Annotated in this window: 17 protein-coding genes; 3 read left to right on the top strand and 14 right to left on the bottom strand. The window is 49.3% G+C overall.

Annotated features, from left to right (window positions below; all coding sequences use genetic code 11):
* The first annotated feature begins 112 nt into the window (after positions 1-112).
* Positions 113-313: a hypothetical protein gene (locus tag WFJ73_RS11165; protein ID WP_127496672.1), complete on the top strand. Its 201-nt coding sequence runs from the start codon at positions 113-115 to the stop codon at positions 311-313.
* A 13-nt stretch (positions 314-326) separates the two neighbouring features.
* Here the strand turns inward: WFJ73_RS11165 and WFJ73_RS11160 are convergent, their stop codons facing one another.
* The 11 genes from WFJ73_RS11160 to WFJ73_RS11110 form a co-directional block, all read right to left on the bottom strand.
* Complete coding sequence (locus WFJ73_RS11160; RefSeq protein WP_336773130.1) at positions 327-1,262, bottom strand: glycerophosphodiester phosphodiesterase; 936 nt, start codon at positions 1,260-1,262, stop codon at positions 327-329.
* Positions 1,263-1,483: 221 nt separating this feature from the next.
* The gene (locus WFJ73_RS11155) at positions 1,484-3,151 is read right to left on the bottom strand and encodes a thiamine pyrophosphate-binding protein (protein WP_336773129.1); all 1,668 of its coding nucleotides are present in this window, start codon (positions 3,149-3,151) and stop codon (positions 1,484-1,486) included.
* Positions 3,152-3,177: 26 nt separating this feature from the next.
* Positions 3,178-4,968, bottom strand: a complete 1,791-nt coding sequence (locus tag WFJ73_RS11150; RefSeq protein ID WP_336773128.1) for a GAF domain-containing sensor histidine kinase — start codon at positions 4,966-4,968, stop codon at positions 3,178-3,180.
* A 22-nt stretch (positions 4,969-4,990) separates the two neighbouring features.
* On the bottom strand, positions 4,991-5,887 hold the full coding sequence (locus WFJ73_RS11145) for a GGDEF domain-containing response regulator (RefSeq protein WP_336773127.1): 897 nt from the start codon (positions 5,885-5,887) through the stop codon (positions 4,991-4,993).
* A 21-nt stretch (positions 5,888-5,908) separates the two neighbouring features.
* Complete coding sequence (locus WFJ73_RS11140; RefSeq protein WP_336773126.1) at positions 5,909-6,955, bottom strand: HD-GYP domain-containing protein; 1,047 nt, start codon at positions 6,953-6,955, stop codon at positions 5,909-5,911.
* Between the two features lie 122 nt (positions 6,956-7,077).
* Positions 7,078-7,752: a DUF4166 domain-containing protein gene (locus tag WFJ73_RS11135; RefSeq protein ID WP_336773125.1), complete on the bottom strand. Its 675-nt coding sequence runs from the start codon at positions 7,750-7,752 to the stop codon at positions 7,078-7,080.
* On the bottom strand, positions 7,749-8,666 hold the full coding sequence (locus WFJ73_RS11130; protein WP_336773124.1) for a DoxX-like family protein: 918 nt from the start codon (positions 8,664-8,666) through the stop codon (positions 7,749-7,751). The genes WFJ73_RS11135 and WFJ73_RS11130 overlap by 4 nt, the downstream gene beginning before the upstream one ends.
* A gap of 133 nt (positions 8,667-8,799) precedes the next feature.
* The gene (locus tag WFJ73_RS11125; RefSeq protein ID WP_336773123.1) at positions 8,800-9,429 is read right to left on the bottom strand and encodes a response regulator transcription factor; all 630 of its coding nucleotides are present in this window, start codon (positions 9,427-9,429) and stop codon (positions 8,800-8,802) included.
* 15 nt (positions 9,430-9,444) lie between these two features.
* Entirely contained in the window at positions 9,445-10,764 is a 1,320-nt protein-coding gene (locus WFJ73_RS11120) for a sensor histidine kinase (RefSeq protein WP_336773122.1), read from the bottom strand.
* Positions 10,765-10,767: 3 nt separating this feature from the next.
* The gene (locus WFJ73_RS11115) at positions 10,768-11,829 is read right to left on the bottom strand and encodes a M42 family metallopeptidase (RefSeq protein ID WP_336773121.1); all 1,062 of its coding nucleotides are present in this window, start codon (positions 11,827-11,829) and stop codon (positions 10,768-10,770) included.
* Between the two features lie 17 nt (positions 11,830-11,846).
* Positions 11,847-12,404, bottom strand: a complete 558-nt coding sequence (locus WFJ73_RS11110) for a GNAT family N-acetyltransferase (RefSeq protein WP_336773120.1) — start codon at positions 12,402-12,404, stop codon at positions 11,847-11,849.
* Between the two features lie 143 nt (positions 12,405-12,547).
* On the opposite strand from WFJ73_RS11110, the gene WFJ73_RS11105 reads away from it, so the two are divergent.
* Positions 12,548-13,765, top strand: coding sequence for a chloride channel protein (locus WFJ73_RS11105; RefSeq protein ID WP_336773119.1), 1,218 nt, complete (start codon positions 12,548-12,550; stop codon positions 13,763-13,765).
* Positions 13,766-13,912: 147 nt separating this feature from the next.
* Here WFJ73_RS11105 and WFJ73_RS11100 read toward each other — a convergent pair whose 3' ends face one another.
* Entirely contained in the window at positions 13,913-14,791 is an 879-nt protein-coding gene (locus WFJ73_RS11100; protein ID WP_336773118.1) for a radical SAM/SPASM domain-containing protein, read from the bottom strand.
* Positions 14,792-14,891: 100 nt separating this feature from the next.
* Between WFJ73_RS11100 and WFJ73_RS11095 the strand changes: the two genes are divergently transcribed.
* Positions 14,892-15,095 carry a hypothetical protein gene (locus WFJ73_RS11095; RefSeq protein ID WP_127496730.1) on the top strand — a complete coding sequence of 68 codons (204 nt, stop codon included), beginning with the start codon at positions 14,892-14,894 and terminating at the stop codon, positions 15,093-15,095.
* Between the two features lie 38 nt (positions 15,096-15,133).
* On the opposite strand, the gene WFJ73_RS11090 is transcribed toward WFJ73_RS11095, so the two are convergent.
* Entirely contained in the window at positions 15,134-15,337 is a 204-nt protein-coding gene (locus tag WFJ73_RS11090; protein WP_336773117.1) for a hypothetical protein, read from the bottom strand.
* Between the two features lie 128 nt (positions 15,338-15,465).
* The gene (locus WFJ73_RS11085) at positions 15,466-16,779 is read right to left on the bottom strand and encodes a stalk domain-containing protein (RefSeq protein ID WP_336773116.1); all 1,314 of its coding nucleotides are present in this window, start codon (positions 16,777-16,779) and stop codon (positions 15,466-15,468) included.
* Positions 16,780-16,848: the final 69 nt, after the last annotated feature.

The raw sequence follows: 16,848 nt of genomic DNA, 5'->3' as shown, positions 1-16,848 counted from the left end.
TTTACAATGTGCCCTGGAACGAATGCCGTTATGTAACAGGTAACCCGAATGGGACAAATATGCTCTGAAATAGGATGGGAAATAGAGACTATCGGAGCTGGAGGAAGCAGAAATGGGAAATAAACAATCGATTGTTATCGTGGTTATTCCAATAGCGGAGGTTAGAAAGTTCATTCTTATCGATATCGTCATCAGTACGGCAGCTTACTACGCCCTAATCATTCCCTTTCATTCGTTTATAGCAGCAACAGCCGGAAGCATGACCTTGCCCATGCTGATCCGGCGTACGTTAAAGCTCCGCAGCGGCCGATAGCTGATAAATTCGGTCAGTTGTTCAGCCACTGTGCGAGTGTATGGCGAAGCAAGTAAACATAACTGCTGTTCTGCTGCAGCACTTCGCGGAATCGGTCCGGATAATCCGTGTATATCCCATCAACTCCCCAGCTTAATGCCCGGTCCATGTTTAATTGATAATTAACGGTATACGGGTAAATGCGAAGACCGGATTTTTGAACCTTATGAACATAGGCAGCATTGATTTTCGGAAAATTAGGGCTGATCCCTATTGCGTATTTTTTGATCTTATTTAACGAAACGCTGTTGATCCGAGCTGGCGTGTTGTACCACATCAACTGCAGCAATTCGATCCTGTCGTTCATCGTATGGATTTTCTTTAAGCTCTTAGCGTCAAAGGACTGGATAATCACTTGATTCTCAAGCCGGTATTGGTAGATGGTCTCCAGCAGCTTTTCTTCAATTCCCGGATTATAAGGCGCATCTTTAATCTCCAGAATATAATGCGTTTCCGGGCCAAAAGCGGTAAAAATATCGGATAGAGAAGGCACTTGCTGCTTCGTATACTCTTCTCTGGCGTACATCGGATGATGCTGATTAAACCAGGAGCCGGCATCCAGCTGCTTAATCGCTTCCAGGGTCATAGCCCCCACCTTGCCTTTTGCGTTCGTGGTACGGTTAACCGAATTGTCATGCATTGCAACGATCTGACCGTCCTTCGTAAGCTGAAGATCAATTTCGATGTAATCCGCTCCCGCTTCAATGGCGCTGCGAAAAGCGGCAAGGGTATGCTCGGGAGCGTAACCGGATGCACCGCGATGGGCAATAATAGCTGCATGCTTCGCAAATCGTTGACCGGCTGATACCGCGGGATGCTCCGCTAAAGACAAGACAAGGACAAGAATTACAGCAACAAGCAATCCATGCAGCATATAGAAATAAAAGGACGGAATTTCTTTCCTTCGCATTGCTGAACGCCTCCCTTCCATTGCCTTTAACGTGTCACGGCTTTTCCCTTTTTATGCGATTTGCGGCCAGACCAAGGTGAAACGGCTTCGCCGTCCTTTGGTGGGGAGGCGCGTTTCAGTCCGGAGAATTCTAAGCCATGGTTATAAGAAAAAACTTATAAACTCTTAGAATTGAAAAAAGCCGCCTCCGTAATAAAACGGAAGGCAGCTTTTCGTTTCAATTAATAAGTTGCGCCCTGCAAAAACTTAACGCGCTCACCCATCGGCGGGATTTCGTTCCCCTCGACATTAATCTCGATGACGATAGGTCCCTTCGATTGGTCGAACCAGTCTGTTGCAAGGTCCGGACGGAGCTCGTCCAAGGATTCAGCCTGTGCGTACCGGACGCCAAGCGCTTTCGCAACATCCGCGATGCTTGTCCGCTGTTGGGAGAAATCCTCCAAACAGCGTCTGTACTGCATCATGTGGCCATGATAAACCATGCCAAGACGGGCGTTGTTAATGACGACAAATACAATAGGGAGGTTGTATTCCTTGGCCGTCAGCACTTCCATGCCATGCATAAAGAAGCAGCCGTCACCGGTAATACTGATGACCGGACGAGCCGGCTCTGCAAGCTGAGCGCCGAGAGCACCGCTAATTCCCGATCCCATTCCGCCGAAGTTAATGTTAATATCGAACTCTTGCTTCTCGCGGATCACGATATTTTTAATCGAGTAGGTCATAAATTCGCCGATATCTACATAATACCGGGCATTGTCAGGCGCAAGAAGATTAAGCTGTCGGATCGCAGATCTTGTATTCCAGTCCTCTGTACCCGGACCAGCTGCTTCCAATGCGGCAGCCGCTTCCTTGTACGCGCTTGAGATCTCCTCGAGCTGCTCTTCCTGCACGCCTGCGGTCAATCGGTCGATCAACTGCCATACCGCAAGCTCAATGTCTCCGTGTACCGGATAATCGGTATCGAAATTTTTCCCTAATTCCCGTTTATCATGATCGATGTGAATGATCTGTTTGCCGTTAACCAACCGCTCATCCCAGCTGCTTGTTGCCGACTCGCCTAAAGCGGAGCCAACAATCATTAACAGATCATGGTTATCGCCGCGAAGATAGTCCACCGCCGAATCATTGCTCGCCAATCCGTAGACGCCAAGGGCAAGCGGATGATTTTCCGGGAAAGCGCCTTTACCGCGTGGCGTTGTCGCAACATGCCAACCGGTCAGCTCGGCGAAACGCCGAATCGTATCTTTAAATTCCTTGGAGCCGTGTCCAAGCATTAACGCGCCTCGGCGCCCCGCTTTTTTGATGGCTGCCGCAGCGGCTTCGATCTCATCCGCGCTCGGCTGGACGGGTTGTGTCTTAACCGCCGTCAACATTTCCGGCTCGCCAATCTCCGTCATTTGCATGTTGATCGGAATCGTAATATGTACCGGTCCGGGAATACCGCTGATCGCGGTGTTGTAAGCTTCGGCCAAAACACGCGGCAGATCCTCGGGATTGGTAACGGTCTTGCTCAGCTTGGTGACGGAAGCGAAGATCGGATCAGCATTCAGTTCCTGACCCCCGCCTTTTCCGAATTTCGTAGTAGGGATTGCGCCTGTCAGGAAAATAACCGGAAGCTTCTCGCGCCATGCATTTGCGGCAGGTGTAACCAAATTTGTTGCGCCGGGACCGCTGGAGCCCACGCAAACGCTTGGAATACCCGTAATTCTAGTATAGGCTGCTGCCATATAACCTGAACTTGACTCATGCTTGGCTACAATGGATGTTAATTCTGGAAGTTCATGCAAGCAATCATACAATGCGTTGATAGAGCCCGCCGGGACTCCGAAAATGTATTTGACCCCTTGACTAACCAAAAATCTTAATCCAGCTTCGATTGCTCTCATCTTTTTCTCCTTCTTATCTCTTTCTCTTATTTCTTAACGGTAAATTTGAATACGGAGCCTTCCCCTTCCGTCGATTCGAACGAAATTTTGCCCCCGTGCATTTCAATCAGCTGCCTCGATATGGCAAGGCCAAGGCCGGTACCATTAATTTGATTGTTCACCTGATAAAACTTCGTGAAAATATTTTTCTGCTTTTCCCCCGGAATTCCAATACCCGTATCAATCACTTCGATCGTCATCTCATTGTCTTCCATGTAAGCCTTAATCGTAATCTTGCCTCTTTGCGGGGTAAACTTGATGGAATTAGACAAGAGATTCAGCAGAATCTGCAAAATCCGTTCGCGGTCGGCCCGCATCGTTCTGTTCTCGCCTGCATGAATTTCAACGGCAAGCTCAAGCTTCTTCTTATTGATCAGAGAGTCTACGATATGCGTAGCTTCCCGGATCAACTCTTCGAAATCGAACTCCGAATACGTCAGTTCAAATTTCCCATTCTCCATCTTGGCGAAATCAAGCAGCTCATTCACCTGATTCAGCAAACGTTCGATCGATTTCCCCGCCGTCTCCAGCAGATCGAGCTGGGAATCGTTCAGCTTGCCCAGCACTTCCTTGCGCAAAATATCAACAGTGCCTTTTACGGCCGTGATCGGAGTTCGAAGCTCATGGGAAAGCGTTGCGATAAAATCGCTTTTCAGCTCATTGAGGTACTCGAGCTCCTTCACCAATCCTTCGAGCTTGAAGTTTGCTTGCTGCAGCTCCATCGAACGAACATTTACCGAATAATCCAGATGCTCGGTATGGATGGCATTCGCCAGAGCAGTAGCCGTTACATCCGCAATAGACTGGCAGAATTCGATCTCGCCCGGCTCGTATTCGCGGCTTTTATTCATGGTTGGGATGACTACGTCGCCAAACACGCGGTCCTTTGCGACAAGCGGGATGAGAAGCAGGCTTTTGATGCCAAACATCTCGCAAGCCCGGTGATCCGGGCGCGGATCCGCGTAAACATCCGAAATCGCTATCGCTTTTTTCTCCGTCACAACCTCATAGAACAGCTTGTCTTTATCAATGCTCAGCTTGATATCTTCGCGGTGTCTATTCTTCCATTCCTCTTCCGTAACGCTAACCGAGGAAATATGATAAGGCTCGATCGTACGGTCCTTTTCGTTATATAAGTGGATCCCCACTTCATCCGAACCCGTGGCCCGTTTCATATAGTGGAAACAGGTTTTTAATACTTCGCGGACAGACAGCGACTTGGACAATGCTTTTGTCGCATCCAGCAGCAGCTGCTGCTTGTCCACGAGATTTTTCGTATTTTCGAACATCTGGATATTATGAATCGCAACACTGACCATATTGACGAACGCTTCCGTTACTTCAATCTGTTCGCGGGTCAGATTCATCGGCTTCCCGAAATCATGGACAAATACAACGCCAAAGACCATATCATTCACGATAACAGGAATACCTAAAATCGATTTGATTTTCATTAGCAGCTTCTTATCGTCGTCAATCCGCGGGTCAAGATTAGTGTCGTCGATGTAGTCGCTTGCTCTTCTCTCCAGGATATCGCAGACAAAGCGGTCCTTCTGAGGATCAATCAGGAGCTCCGTAATATCGATCGACATCTTGTTCCCCTTGTACCCGATAAAAGTGCCGTCAGGCTGCTTGAGGAAAAATCCGACCAGATCCGCCTGCGTAATCTCGCTTGCAATGGCGTCTACGAATACTTGCAAAATATCGGATAGCTCAAATTGCGAATTAATTACTTTCGTCATCAGAAATAATTTCTTGAAGCTCTTTAATTCCATCATAAATTTTCACCTATCCATCCGTTTAATAGATCGTGATCTGATTTTTGCCGCTTTGTTTGGACCGCAGCAAAGCCCGGTCGGCAAAGCCAATGATTTGTTCAAAGGAATAATGGTCAGAGCTCTTTGTAATTCCTATGCTGACTGAAGCTTTCGCTCTTTGTTCCACCAGTGATCCGATTGCAAGCTCGTTTACCGTCCGGATAATTTCCTGCGCAGTCTCCATTGCTCCCTGTTCCTGCTGCAGCAATACAAGGAATTCATCCCCGCCAAAGCGGAAGGCAAGATCATTCTCCGGCGAGATAGCCTTCTGAATAATGGAAGCAATTGCTTGCAGAACTTGATCCCCTACTAGATGGCCAAACGTATCGTTAATATATTTGAAGTTGTCCATGTCGATCATCAGCATCGCGCCGTAATCTGCCAAGCTAACCGATGATTCCAGGAGCACCTCGTTCAGATACATCCGGTTGTACAATCCGGTTAAAGCGTCTGTATTCGCTCTTTCGGACAGTTTTTCTTTGTCGCTCATCAAACGCTCCAGCTTCTGCTTTTGTCCCAGGGCATAGCTGACCTTCATTTCAAGCAAATCAAGGTCGTAAGGCTTGGTCAAATAGTCAAAGGCGCCAAGCTGCAGGCCTTGCAAGATATCTTTCTTCTGCACATTGGCAGACAAAAAGATAACGGGTGTATCAAATTCTTCTCGGCTCATCCATTGCTTGCAGACGTCAAAGCCGGACATGTCGGGCATCATCACGTCCAGTAGTATGAGATCCGGACGAATCTCATCGTACAACCGTAATGCCTCAGAGCCGCACTCTGCCGTATGTATGCTGTAATTTAAGGAGTTCAAAAATATACGAAGAATTTGTACATTATGCGGTTCATCGTCTACGATGAGTATCTTTTCACGCAATGACATACTCCAACTCTCTTTCCGATTTCATTCACCTGTAGATAAGGTTCTCATCGTCATTTGCTCATCGATGATCTCAAGGAACAGCGTGACGAGCTGTTCGTCAAACTGCGTATTAACGTTCGTAATTAACTGCTTTCTGACTTCCTCCACATGAAGGGAGCTTCGGTAGACCCGGGTAGAAGTCATCGCATCGAAAGCATCCGCCAGGCTCACGATCCGGACAAGCAGCGGGATTTCGTCCCCCTTTAGACCATCCGGGTAGCCTCTTCCGTCAATACGCTCATGATGCCATCTTACGATTGGCAGAATGTCCTTTACTTCCGGCAGATCCTTCAGAAGCTGGTAACCGATAGCCGGATGCTGGCGTATAACGTCGAACTCGTCATCGGTAAGTCTGCCGGGCTTCATCAGAATATGATCCGGAATAGCCAGCTTGCCGATATCGTGCAGAAGTGCGGCCAGCTTCAACAGCTCGAGTTCAGCCGGGCAAAGGCCCAGCTTTTCCCCAAGCAATGAGGAATAAAAGGCGACGTTATAGCAATGGTCCACCGTGAAGCTGTCCTTCATCCGCAGCGTATTAAACAGGCTCTCGAAAGACTGTTCCTTCAGAAATTGCTTGCGGAAGTAGATCTTGTCGATGAGCTGGTCCATATGCAGTTTATTAATTCGGCAAATTTGAAGCTCTTCGGGTGTTAATGATCGCTGAGATTGAAAACAGAGCAGGAGTGTGCCATACGTTGCGTTACGTTTAATATGGAAGGGATATATCGTGTGGAAAGACGTCTCCGAAAGGGAGATTCCGTCTGTCGTATCATCTAGTCGCAGTGGTCTTCCATCTGGAATACGCTCGAAAAAATCAGCCTGTACAGCAAGCTGTTGAAGCTGGTTAGTATCCACCTGCAGCATGTTGTAAGAATACGCTGCCGGCTCCTGACGCTGTGAATCCTCCATTAGAAATAAACAAATTTGCTCGCAGCCGATCGTATCTTTTAAAAAATGGCCAAGAAGCCCCATTGAATCAAATATGGAGTTTGAGTTAATGACGCTCTTGAAAAATACCGAATTATGCATGCTTCAACCTCTATTTCTCATGAATACATGAAGCTTTAATCCTTATTCATTCGACATATAGTCTTTTTTTCCTTCCTTTGTTTAGAAAAATTTGTCGTTTCATGCGAAGCTAATATTTGGCATCACTCACGAGCTTCTTCCCTTAGCGGCTTCGCATCGGCCGGGATGTGTCTAATGGGGATCAATTCTGCGTCAAAGCTCCCTTCATAATGGAAAACCGTGCCCAAAACGGGGCTGCTGACGATCACGCTAATCCGGAACTTTTCCCGGTCATCGTCATACCACTCGGTTACATCGGCTGTTCCCGTAAGCTGCGCCGGCCAGGTAAACTGAATGAGTCCTTCGTAGAACCTCTGATCCCCCGAACGAATCCTTATTCCTCCATTGCTTGCAGCCGTAATATCCAGATCCACCGCCAAATGCTGCTTATTACCCAGGTAGTCCACGATTCCCTTTCTCTCGGCGCTATAAATCATCGTTGCGTCAAAATGCCGGATGGCCCGTTTGAACTGAAATTTGCGGATCCAGGTCACCGTCTCGCGTCCAAATCCGTCCCGGTAAGCATAATTTTCGATCGTAAACGGGATGCCGCTTCCACCCTGAGGGAACATAATATGCCGCGATGCTCCTAAGGCAAGCGGCAAAGCCGCCCACTTGTTGAACCATATCCGGTCCATGACCCCTTGGCCGATTGAAGCGGTTTGATCCTTGCTGCTGAACCCGAATCGCTCTTGGATGCGAGGATGGAGTTTCTTGAACTCCTCTCCCAATGCTTGTTCGTAGATGGATCTCGTCATTTCTTCATTTCCCCTTTCTTGCGGATGCAATTGGCGGCGTCAGGCAAGTCCCTGGCAGTCCACATGCCTGTCAGGCATAGCCCTGTCATAGCCGCGCTTAACACAAATGGATTAAACGGCTGAGCGAGAAGTGAAGGTGCACAGACCAAGGCTCCTCCGGCAAGAACCAATAATCCGGCTAACTGAATATAGTAAATCCATTTCTTCCGGTGATACGGCAGAAACATCAATCCTAACAGAATTTCCGCGGCTCCAAGCCACTTCAGAGCCTGCAGTTCAAATCCTGGAAACATATTCATGCTTTGCATGATGCTTAGCTCCCCCGCTTCCGGGCACAACCACTTCGGTACAAGACCCTCATACAGCCATAAGAGGCTTAATAATCCCGTACACAAGTAATGAATCAGCGTACGCTGCAGGCTAACTGCCGGCGGGATCCGCTTCTCCAGCCACAACCGCAAAACATCAAAGCTGAGAGCGGTAGCCCAGCCGAATATAGGCCTGAACAAAAGGCGGTCAAACCATTGGCCCAGCCGGCCGAACCGGGTGACATAATCGTATTTCGTAAGGAAGGTAATCGAGTCCGCATTCGGGCGGTACTGCCAATATCCCGCTCCATGCCGGATTAAGGAGATCGGCTGCTCCGAACCGAAGGCAAGCGTAGACAGCCTGGTCCCAGTCCCTTCGCGCGCAGATGATTTCGTCCGACCCGTTCCGCTGATCCGAAGGCCAAATCCAATACGCGTCTCATAGAGAAAAGCCTGCGTATTCCTCTCCGCGTTGCGGGGCAGATACGTGATGCTTGAAAACCGCAAATCCCACTGCTCATGCAGCGCGGCGGTCTGGGTATAGGTCCACAGCTTTTCCATATCGGTATGAATGTTCAATTCCACATAAATCGGTTTTCGTTTCATTGGCAATTCAGCTCCCTTCCCCTACATTCTAGGACGGGAGGCCGGAAGCCGGCAGTTCTAACTTTTTTAGAACCCTGCTATTCGCAGAAAAAAAGGACGCTGTTTTTAAAAGCAGCGTCCTTGCGATATAGCTTTATTTGGGGGGAAGCAAGCCTTTGCGCCGCACCTTTTCCACGGCTTCTTTACGGCTTGTTACTCCCAGTTTTTTCAGCATTTTGTTCACCTGATTCTTCAGGGTGCTCTCCGTCTTGTACAGCTTCTTCTCCATCTGCGGCTGCGTATAACCCTGCTCGATCAGTTCAAACACCTCGCGCTCCGCGGCAGTCAGCTGCTTGAGCTGCTCCTCCCGCTTCAACCTGGCGTAATCCTTGAGCAAAGCATCCATTGCCCGTGGGTGCTGATGCGCGTTCCTTATCACATGGGGGAGCTCCTTGTAGTTGGTCTTCTCCACGTAATTAACCGCACCTGCCGTAAAAGCCTGCATGATCATGGATTCATCCTTCATCGACGTCAGCATAATGATCTTCGCCGGATGTATATCATTCAGCTCGATAGCGGTATGAATGCCTTCTTCCTCGTAGTCCGTCAGCTGGATATCCAGCAGGACAACATCGAAGTCGAGCTGCCGTGCCTGCTCAATCGCTTCTCGCGAAGAAGTGGCGAAACCCGCAACCTCCAGATCGGGCTCGCTGTTCAAATAAGCGGTCATTGCCCGGATCCAGTCGGGATCATCTTCGACGAGAAAGATTTTAATCGTTGCCATGAGAGGATCCTCCTGTTATCCGAAGCGGATGTTTTTAGCGGCGAAATGAAAAATAACGGTAGTGCCTTCACTCTCCCTGCTTAATACGTCAACAGAGCCACCGCTCTTTTTCATCACATTGTAGACGTAAGACAGACCTAGACCAAAGTTGCTCGAGCGGTTTTTCGTGCTGAAGAAAGGTTCAAATACCCGCTCCAGTTGATCAGCCGGAATCCCTTTCCCATCGTCTTTAATTGTTAACCGCACGGACTTTTTTTCTCGTTCCAAGCGTATCGCTAATGTTCCGCCGGTTTCCACGGCTTCAGCCGCATTTATCAATACGTTGCCGATTGCCTCCGATATATGAACAGGATCGCCAATCGCAGTTGGCCGGCAGTCATAATCTTCCTGTACATGGATTTCCTTCTGCTCCAGAAGCCCTTTATGTTTAGCTAAACAGCTTTGCACCATCTCGTCCAGCTTGAAAGGCTTCTCAACAAGCACGATATCCCGCATCTGGCTGTGAATCCGGTTCACCATGCCCAGCATATGCTCCGAAGCTGACGTTATGATAGCAAGATGAGATAACGAATCCGGCGACCGGTCTGCCAGTTCCCGTTTCAGGTTATCCGAGCTGATGGCAATTTTACCGATTTCGTTTTTAATAGAATGGTTAAGCTGTACTGCCCCTGAACTGACTGCCTTCATCGTACCTTCGAGCGGATCCTTCTCAAAGCGCAGCCTTACGCCTAGCACGCCGTAAATAAACGTGCAAATCAAAGCTACGGATAACGAATAAATAATGAACAAGGACACGTAACGGAATGCTTCCAAATCCGGAGCAACAACTGCCGCTATGTTAATGAAGAGCAGCACCGCCAGAATAGTCGGCACGATAATAACAGTTGCGATAAAACGGTTCCGTCTCTTGCGGCGGTTCGTCTCCCTCAATAAGGAGACGATAAGCAATAGGCAGGCAGCGATGTAATAAAAGGCTGCCCAACCTAGCAAGAACCGGTAATTCAGCCGGATTTCGGGCATTAGCGGCGTCGTCAGCATCATCCACGCAGGAAAAACAAGCAGAGCCAGCTTCAAATAGAGCCTCACTCTTTTAACCGTTACCAGCTCGGAATAAACGATGCTAAACACAAGAATGCCGTAAGGCGATAACGTATGGTTCAGCAGCTGCTCGATGCTTGCCCATTCGTTATATCCGAACCGGATCAATACATCCGTTAAGCCGCCTATTGCGGCCGCGCCGAGGAAAAAAGCCGCCCAGCGGTTCATCTCGCTGCGGGGATTGTTCACCAGCAAGATGACCGCGGCTGTCAGCAGCGCGAAGAAGTAATAAATCATCCGTTAGGAAACGGATAATCCCAGATACGCAAGCAACAGAGCTGCGGTATTTACGATCGCATCGGAGTGAGTCCGTTCCATCGCATGCGACGCATGCACGCCGGGTCCGATTAATGCAGCGCGAATATTGCTTCCTCCCCGCAGCGCCGAAGAAGCATCGGAGCCATAATGCGGATAAATATCGACGGCATAAGGCAGCTGATGCTGCTTCGCAAGCTCGACTAGCTTCGAAGTCATCTCGTAATCGTACGGTCCGGAAGAATCCTTGGCGCAGATCGATACATCCCGCTCCGTCGTGGACAAATCATCGCCAATCGCCCCCATATCAACCGCAATAAGTTCCGTAACGTCGACCGGCATATAGGAATTGCCGTGCCCCACCTCTTCGTAAGTGGAGAAAATAAGCTTGAGCGTCCGCTCCGGCTTTTTATCGGCCCGCTTCATCCATTCCAGAAGACCAAACAACGCCGCAACGCTTGCTTTGTCGTCCAGATGCCGGGATTTCACCCAGCCTTGCGGCGTAATCCGCACTCTCGGATCCCATGACACGATATCGCCTACCGCAATGCCGAGAGACTCCGTTTCCGCCTTGCTGGACGTATTTTCGTCGATTCGGATCTCCATGTTGGCTTCGTCCCGCTTCCATTCCCTCGCATCCGAATAGACATGAACGGAAGTTTTGGTAGACAAGACCGTTCCCTCGTACTGCCTTCCGTCCCTGGTATGAATCAGGCAATATTCTCCTTCAATCGTCTCCATGTTGTAGCCGCCGATGGGAGTAATGCGCAGCATGCCGTTTGGTTTAACGGAACGGACCATAGCGCCAAGCGTATCGACATGGGCGGTATAGGCAATCGCATCGGCCGAATCGCCGCTGCCCGCAATCGTGATCATTCCGTTCCCCTTAGGCGTACGCTCCATGGTATAACCAAGCTTCGCCGCTTCCTCCTCGAGTCGGTTCATAATGTTCATGCAATAGCCGCTTGGGCTTGGAATCTGAAGAAGCTCTTCCAGAAACCGTAAAATATATCTCCGGTTTAATGTTTTATTTAACGGATTTTCCATGCGTAATCTCCTCCTGCTCATTTCTTAGAATATGCCTTTTCGTGAAAGGCCGTTATGTAACGGAACAGCTTTTTCCCGCTCCCGTCTCCAAGCCAGGCATTTTCCTGACTGAGTTGTTTGTACATCGCCCGGTAAGGCTCCGGCACCCAAATATAAGGATGCTCGTAATCGGTAATCGTGAATCCGTTCCGCTCCCAGAACCGGATGCGCCGCTCGTTTGTTGGCGTATGCTCCGATTCCACTTCAATTAATAGTCCGTCAAGCTGCTTTACCTTTTGCGCCCATTCCGTAATGGCTTCGATCAGTTGAGAACCGATTCCCTCGCCCCTATGCTGACCGGAAACGGCGATATAATCGATAAGCAGTATTTTCCCTTCTCCTGTGAGACCGGATAGCGCCATTGCTTCGACACGGCCCTCATCGGAAAGCGTATGGAGAAAACACGGCATTTTCCGGAACATCCCGTTAATGATCGCATCGGGCTTTCGCCCTTCCTTCGGAAAGGACTGTTCGTACAGCTTCCTCGCAGGCGGCCACAGGGTATTGTCGAGCTCATTCAAGGTCGTAAACAACATTTGCAGCGCTGACTCCTTTTCGCATTTACTTATCTGCTTCTAGTGTACCACTTCCGCCGGTTATTGACGTAATTTTCAAAATGTACGATAGTAATTAAATAATTGTTAGAGCGATTTTTTTCAGTTAGGAGCTTATTGGGTTTATGGCAAATGTTATGAAAACATCCCTAGTCCGTCTGGCCATCGCGGCTGCCGTCGGGATTTGTACCGGATCGGCATCCGCTCTATTCTTGAGTAGCCTGGAATGGGCAACGTTAACATCCATGTCGCATAAGTGGCTGCTATGGCTGCTCCCTCTAGGCGGAGCGCTGGTCAGTTGGCTTTATATGCAATACGGAAAGGATGCGGCAAAAGGCAATAATCTGCTGCTTGACCGGATCTATGGCGGAGAGACCGCTGTTCCTCTGCGCATGGCGCCGCTTGTCCTTTTTGGTACGATTATTACCCATCTGTTCAGCGGTTCTGCGGGTCGGGAAGGCACAGCGGTTCAAATGGGCGGCAGCTTGGCGGAAATGATCAGCGAACGCTTCAAGCTTATCGGCGCCGAGCGCAAAGTCATTCTGCTATGCGGAATCAGCAGCGGATTTGGCTCGGTCTTTGGCACCCCCGCTGCCGGTGCTATATTTGCCCTTGAGGTAGCCGCGCTTGGCGCCATTCCGTTCGAATCCATTCTGCCGGTTTTACTCGCCAGCTATGTGGGCCATTACACGACGTTAGCCTGGGGCGTACACCATCTTCATTATTCGATGGGAACAATCCCTCCTCTAAGCGTTACGCTTCTAGTCAAAATTGCCGCGGCTGCCGTGTTATTCGGGCTCGCTGCCCTCTTGTTCGTCACGTTAACCCATAAGCTTAAGGCCTGGTTTACGAAGCTTCTGCCTAATCCCATGATCAAAAGCTTTGTTGGCGGTCTAATTATCATCGCGTTGGTCTATCTCGTTGGCTCGCGGAGTTATTTAGGCCTTGGTCTACCGTTGTTGCAGCATTCTTTCGAAGAAGCCGCAGCTCCGCTTGCCTTCTTGTGGAAAACGATCTTTACTTCCATTACTCTTGGAGCCGGGTTCCAGGGCGGCGAGGTTACGCCGTTATTTGTGATTGGCTCAACGCTTGGCAGCGCGCTTGCAAAGCTGCTTGCCGTATCCGTTCCCCTGCTTGCCGGAATCGGCTTAATCTCGATTTTCAGCGGGGCAACCAATACTCCTCTTGCCAGCTTTATTCTTGGCCTTGAGCTGTTTGGCCTACATGGCTACGGCTGGCTCTATATGCTGATCGGATGCGCAATCGCTTATTTGTGCTCGGGAGCGCCGGGTATTTATTCCGCGCAGCGTGCGCGGCGATATTTCAAAGAATTGTGGCACTAAGCACCTTTAGGCATCTACCTTCATAGGATGATGAAGGAGATGACAGAAGGCTGCTTACGCACCATGATCTCATTCGCGGTCTACTAAAATTAACGAAAAACAGCCGTAAACGTATAACGTTCACGGCTGTCCGTATGTCTTATTTCCTTATTTGCCGAAGCGCTGGCGGTAGCCGCATTTGCGGCATAGCTCCTCAACCGCTTCCCGTCTCGAGAAGCCGTCAACGAGATTTGTCGCGCGCTCGCCTTCGATAATGTCCGAGAACCGCTGCTCATTCATATTGCCAAGATTGATAACACCCTCGCCGTCGAGGCAGCATGGCACTACGGTACCGTCAATAAGGATGCCTGCTTGATTCCGCATTCCGTAGCAGAAGCCTTTGCCGTCGTCCTCCTTCGCTTTCAGGTCCGGCCATTCGAATTCATAGTCTTGATTCAAATAAACGCGATCTGCGATTTTGACTCCGCTTCCGGGCATAACCCTTTCTTCGATAAGATAATCCAATTCGAATTCGTTCTCAATCATCGACAAGATCTCGCGGTTCCGCTGTCTCTCCGCATTCGTCATATTATCCTGCGTCAAATTCCACAAGCGGAACGAAGTAATCATGTTCGTCTGTTCCATGGCCTCGCGAACGAAAGATAATACACCGCTGATATACCCTTCCTTATCCTTGGAGCCGGCATGCCCGTCAAAGCTGTGAAGCGAGAAGTTCATCTGCCGGAGCGCAGGCTTGGACAGCAGTTTATCTTTATTTTTCTGAAGCAGCGTACCGTTCGTCGTGATATTAACCTTAAAGCCCTTCTCGTGGCTGATATCCAGCAGCTGGTCAATCTTGGGATGGAGCAGCGGCTCGCCCTTCAAATGAAAATAAATATAGTCCGTAAACGGTTTGATCTGATCAAGCCGCTCCGTGAAATCTTCTATGCTAATAAAACCTTTTGCGCGTTCGGTTGGTGGACAGAAGGAGCACGCCAGGTTACAAATGCTCGTAATTTCGATATAAAATTTCTTGAATCTCTTCATGCTTCCAAGCTCCATTCTCTCGCGTTGCTAATCGTCTACCCACCATTATACCATTAAAGTCAATCAGGAGGTTGATTGGATTATGTTTATGCAAGGTCAAATGTCCATTCAGCAAAAAGCAATGATGCTTATTGGCCGTCCTGTCGGAATCTCTCTCCGCAACGGTCAAGGCGTATCCGGGGTCATTTGCAACGTGCAAGGCGGCCAGGTTTACATCATGCAATATATGTACGCCACGCAGTTCGCTACCTTCCATTACAGCTTTAACGATATTAACGATATATTGCCGTATCCAGCTTGCTAACCTAAAAAACCGCGGATTTCGCGGTTTTTTTGTTGCCCTTAGCGGACAATTACGGCAATGATTTTGTTCAATGCCACATAAATCTTCGCGTTAAACGCTTTAAGGACAACGACTCCTTTTTTTACCGTTACTACGCGTCCTACAATTTCTTCACCGGAAACCGTTTTAAGCACAACAAGCTTGCCTTTCTTTTTTGCGGCTTCCAGAATGTCAGGAATTTCAATCGGGAACATCACTCCCATGGCGATCCCCCCTTTCCGCTCTGCTACTCTAGTAATATGAAAGGGATAGGATAGGGTTCGGGCTCTTCCATAAAAAATCAGCGGCAGATCGGGATAGGCACCCCATTCTGCCGCTGTTGGCCTTAAGACTATTCTTTTATAACCGATTTATTAATGGCTGGAATCATATCAGGCGAATATTTACTATATAAGCCCAAGCGCCAAAGAGCTGCACCCTTCAACTGGTAACGCTTGGCTAGACCAAGCTTGTCGTCAATGGATTGCGGCGTTTCCGCACTCAGATCGATGCCAAGCAGAAGCTTGGACTTGGGCACGCCTGCTTTTAAAGCCATTTGGATTGCTTCGTTCACCTTATTATTGGGATTAGGTACTTGAGATGCCGTTCCTGAAGGATTGTATTTGTAAGCCATAAGAACAAGGTCGTCCGCAAGGCTTGCCAGCGTCTTGTAATCATAGCCTTGATATGCGCTGTTTGGCGCATGCACAACAAGCGATAATGCAGCATCCTGCGGAAGCGCATCCTTCAACTGCTTCACGTAGTTATTTAGAAGCTTCTGCTGCTCAACCTTGTCCATTTGGAAGCCAAGCCCTTCAAAGTCTAGAACCACGCCGCCAAAGCCGTAATCCGACAGGGCTTTTGTAATGCCGCTGATCGACTTGGCGCGAAGCGTCTCGCTGCTCATCATTGTCGTGAGCTCGTTTTGCCCATCGAGGGAATAGACCATCAGGTAGGGCTTGATCGACTTGTCCGCGACATCGCTTATTAACGATTGCGGCGTAATGTCGCCGCTGGGCTCTGGGACCCGGTATTCGGAGCCTTCGAGCGTAAAATTGCCGTCACGGTCGATTCGGCTCCAGCCATAAGCAACGGAGTTCGCCGAATTCACCAGATCCCGCTCTGCGAATGAAGATAACGCGTAGAAAGTACGCAGATGCATCGCTTTTTGCGGCGATTTGATTGTTACGGTATTGGCCGACTGACTCCAGCCGACTTGAGCGCCGAATTGAGTGCTGAAAAAGCTTAACGGGATAAGTACGCGATTATTTCGCATCATCGGCGCGGCCGGCAACTTTACGTTCGTCCCGTTTACAACGGCTATGCCGCTGCCGATCTTCATGGACAGCTTAACCGCTTTGCCTTGCTTGCTTCCTTCCGCCGTAACCGTCTGCGTCTTCTCGTCCCAGACGACCTTCTGAAGCCCAAGCGCTTCGCCAATGGTGCGGAACGGAACAAAAGTAACGCCTTGTACGATAATCGGCGGACTATCGAAAGGCAGTTCTACATCGTCTAATAGAATCGTTGTCTTGGCAGGAACGGCGGACGTCGCCGTTGCCGTCACGGCAGCAGCCGATTCGGCTTTTCCTTCGGAGACACCGCTCGTTAACAAGGCAAGAGCCAATACGGCGGCGGCAGATTTGATTCCCCATTGATTAATCACCATAAACCTCCCATGCTCTACCCTTATTCTACCAACAAGTGGAAGCGGTATAGCAACGGCCCTAGTATATCA

The organism is Paenibacillus sp. MMO-58 (assembly GCF_037146255.1).
Classification (GTDB): Bacteria; Bacillota; Bacilli; order Paenibacillales; family Paenibacillaceae; genus Pristimantibacillus.
The sequence above is the reverse complement of the archived record's forward strand: the minus strand, read 5'-3'. Positions and strand labels throughout refer to the sequence as shown.

Coding starts and splice junctions, on each gene's coding strand:
- WFJ73_RS11165 (WP_127496672.1), top strand. CDS start 113: ATGGGAAATAAACAATCGATTGTTATCGTGGTTATTCCAATAGCGGAG.
- WFJ73_RS11160 (WP_336773130.1), bottom strand. CDS start 1,262: ATGCGAAGGAAAGAAATTCCGTCCTTTTATTTCTATATGCTGCATGGA.
- WFJ73_RS11155 (WP_336773129.1), bottom strand. CDS start 3,151: ATGAGAGCAATCGAAGCTGGATTAAGATTTTTGGTTAGTCAAGGGGTC.
- WFJ73_RS11150 (WP_336773128.1), bottom strand. CDS start 4,968: ATGATGGAATTAAAGAGCTTCAAGAAATTATTTCTGATGACGAAAGTA.
- WFJ73_RS11145 (WP_336773127.1), bottom strand. CDS start 5,887: ATGTCATTGCGTGAAAAGATACTCATCGTAGACGATGAACCGCATAAT.
- WFJ73_RS11140 (WP_336773126.1), bottom strand. CDS start 6,955: ATGCATAATTCGGTATTTTTCAAGAGCGTCATTAACTCAAACTCCATA.
- WFJ73_RS11135 (WP_336773125.1), bottom strand. CDS start 7,752: ATGACGAGATCCATCTACGAACAAGCATTGGGAGAGGAGTTCAAGAAA.
- WFJ73_RS11130 (WP_336773124.1), bottom strand. CDS start 8,666: ATGAAACGAAAACCGATTTATGTGGAATTGAACATTCATACCGATATG.
- WFJ73_RS11125 (WP_336773123.1), bottom strand. CDS start 9,429: ATGGCAACGATTAAAATCTTTCTCGTCGAAGATGATCCCGACTGGATC.
- WFJ73_RS11120 (WP_336773122.1), bottom strand. CDS start 10,764: ATGATTTATTACTTCTTCGCGCTGCTGACAGCCGCGGTCATCTTGCTG.
- WFJ73_RS11115 (WP_336773121.1), bottom strand. CDS start 11,829: ATGGAAAATCCGTTAAATAAAACATTAAACCGGAGATATATTTTACGG.
- WFJ73_RS11110 (WP_336773120.1), bottom strand. CDS start 12,404: ATGTTGTTTACGACCTTGAATGAGCTCGACAATACCCTGTGGCCGCCT.
- WFJ73_RS11105 (WP_336773119.1), top strand. CDS start 12,548: ATGGCAAATGTTATGAAAACATCCCTAGTCCGTCTGGCCATCGCGGCT.
- WFJ73_RS11100 (WP_336773118.1), bottom strand. CDS start 14,791: ATGAAGAGATTCAAGAAATTTTATATCGAAATTACGAGCATTTGTAAC.
- WFJ73_RS11095 (WP_127496730.1), top strand. CDS start 14,892: ATGTCCATTCAGCAAAAAGCAATGATGCTTATTGGCCGTCCTGTCGGA.
- WFJ73_RS11090 (WP_336773117.1), bottom strand. CDS start 15,337: ATGGGAGTGATGTTCCCGATTGAAATTCCTGACATTCTGGAAGCCGCA.
- WFJ73_RS11085 (WP_336773116.1), bottom strand. CDS start 16,779: ATGGTGATTAATCAATGGGGAATCAAATCTGCCGCCGCCGTATTGGCT.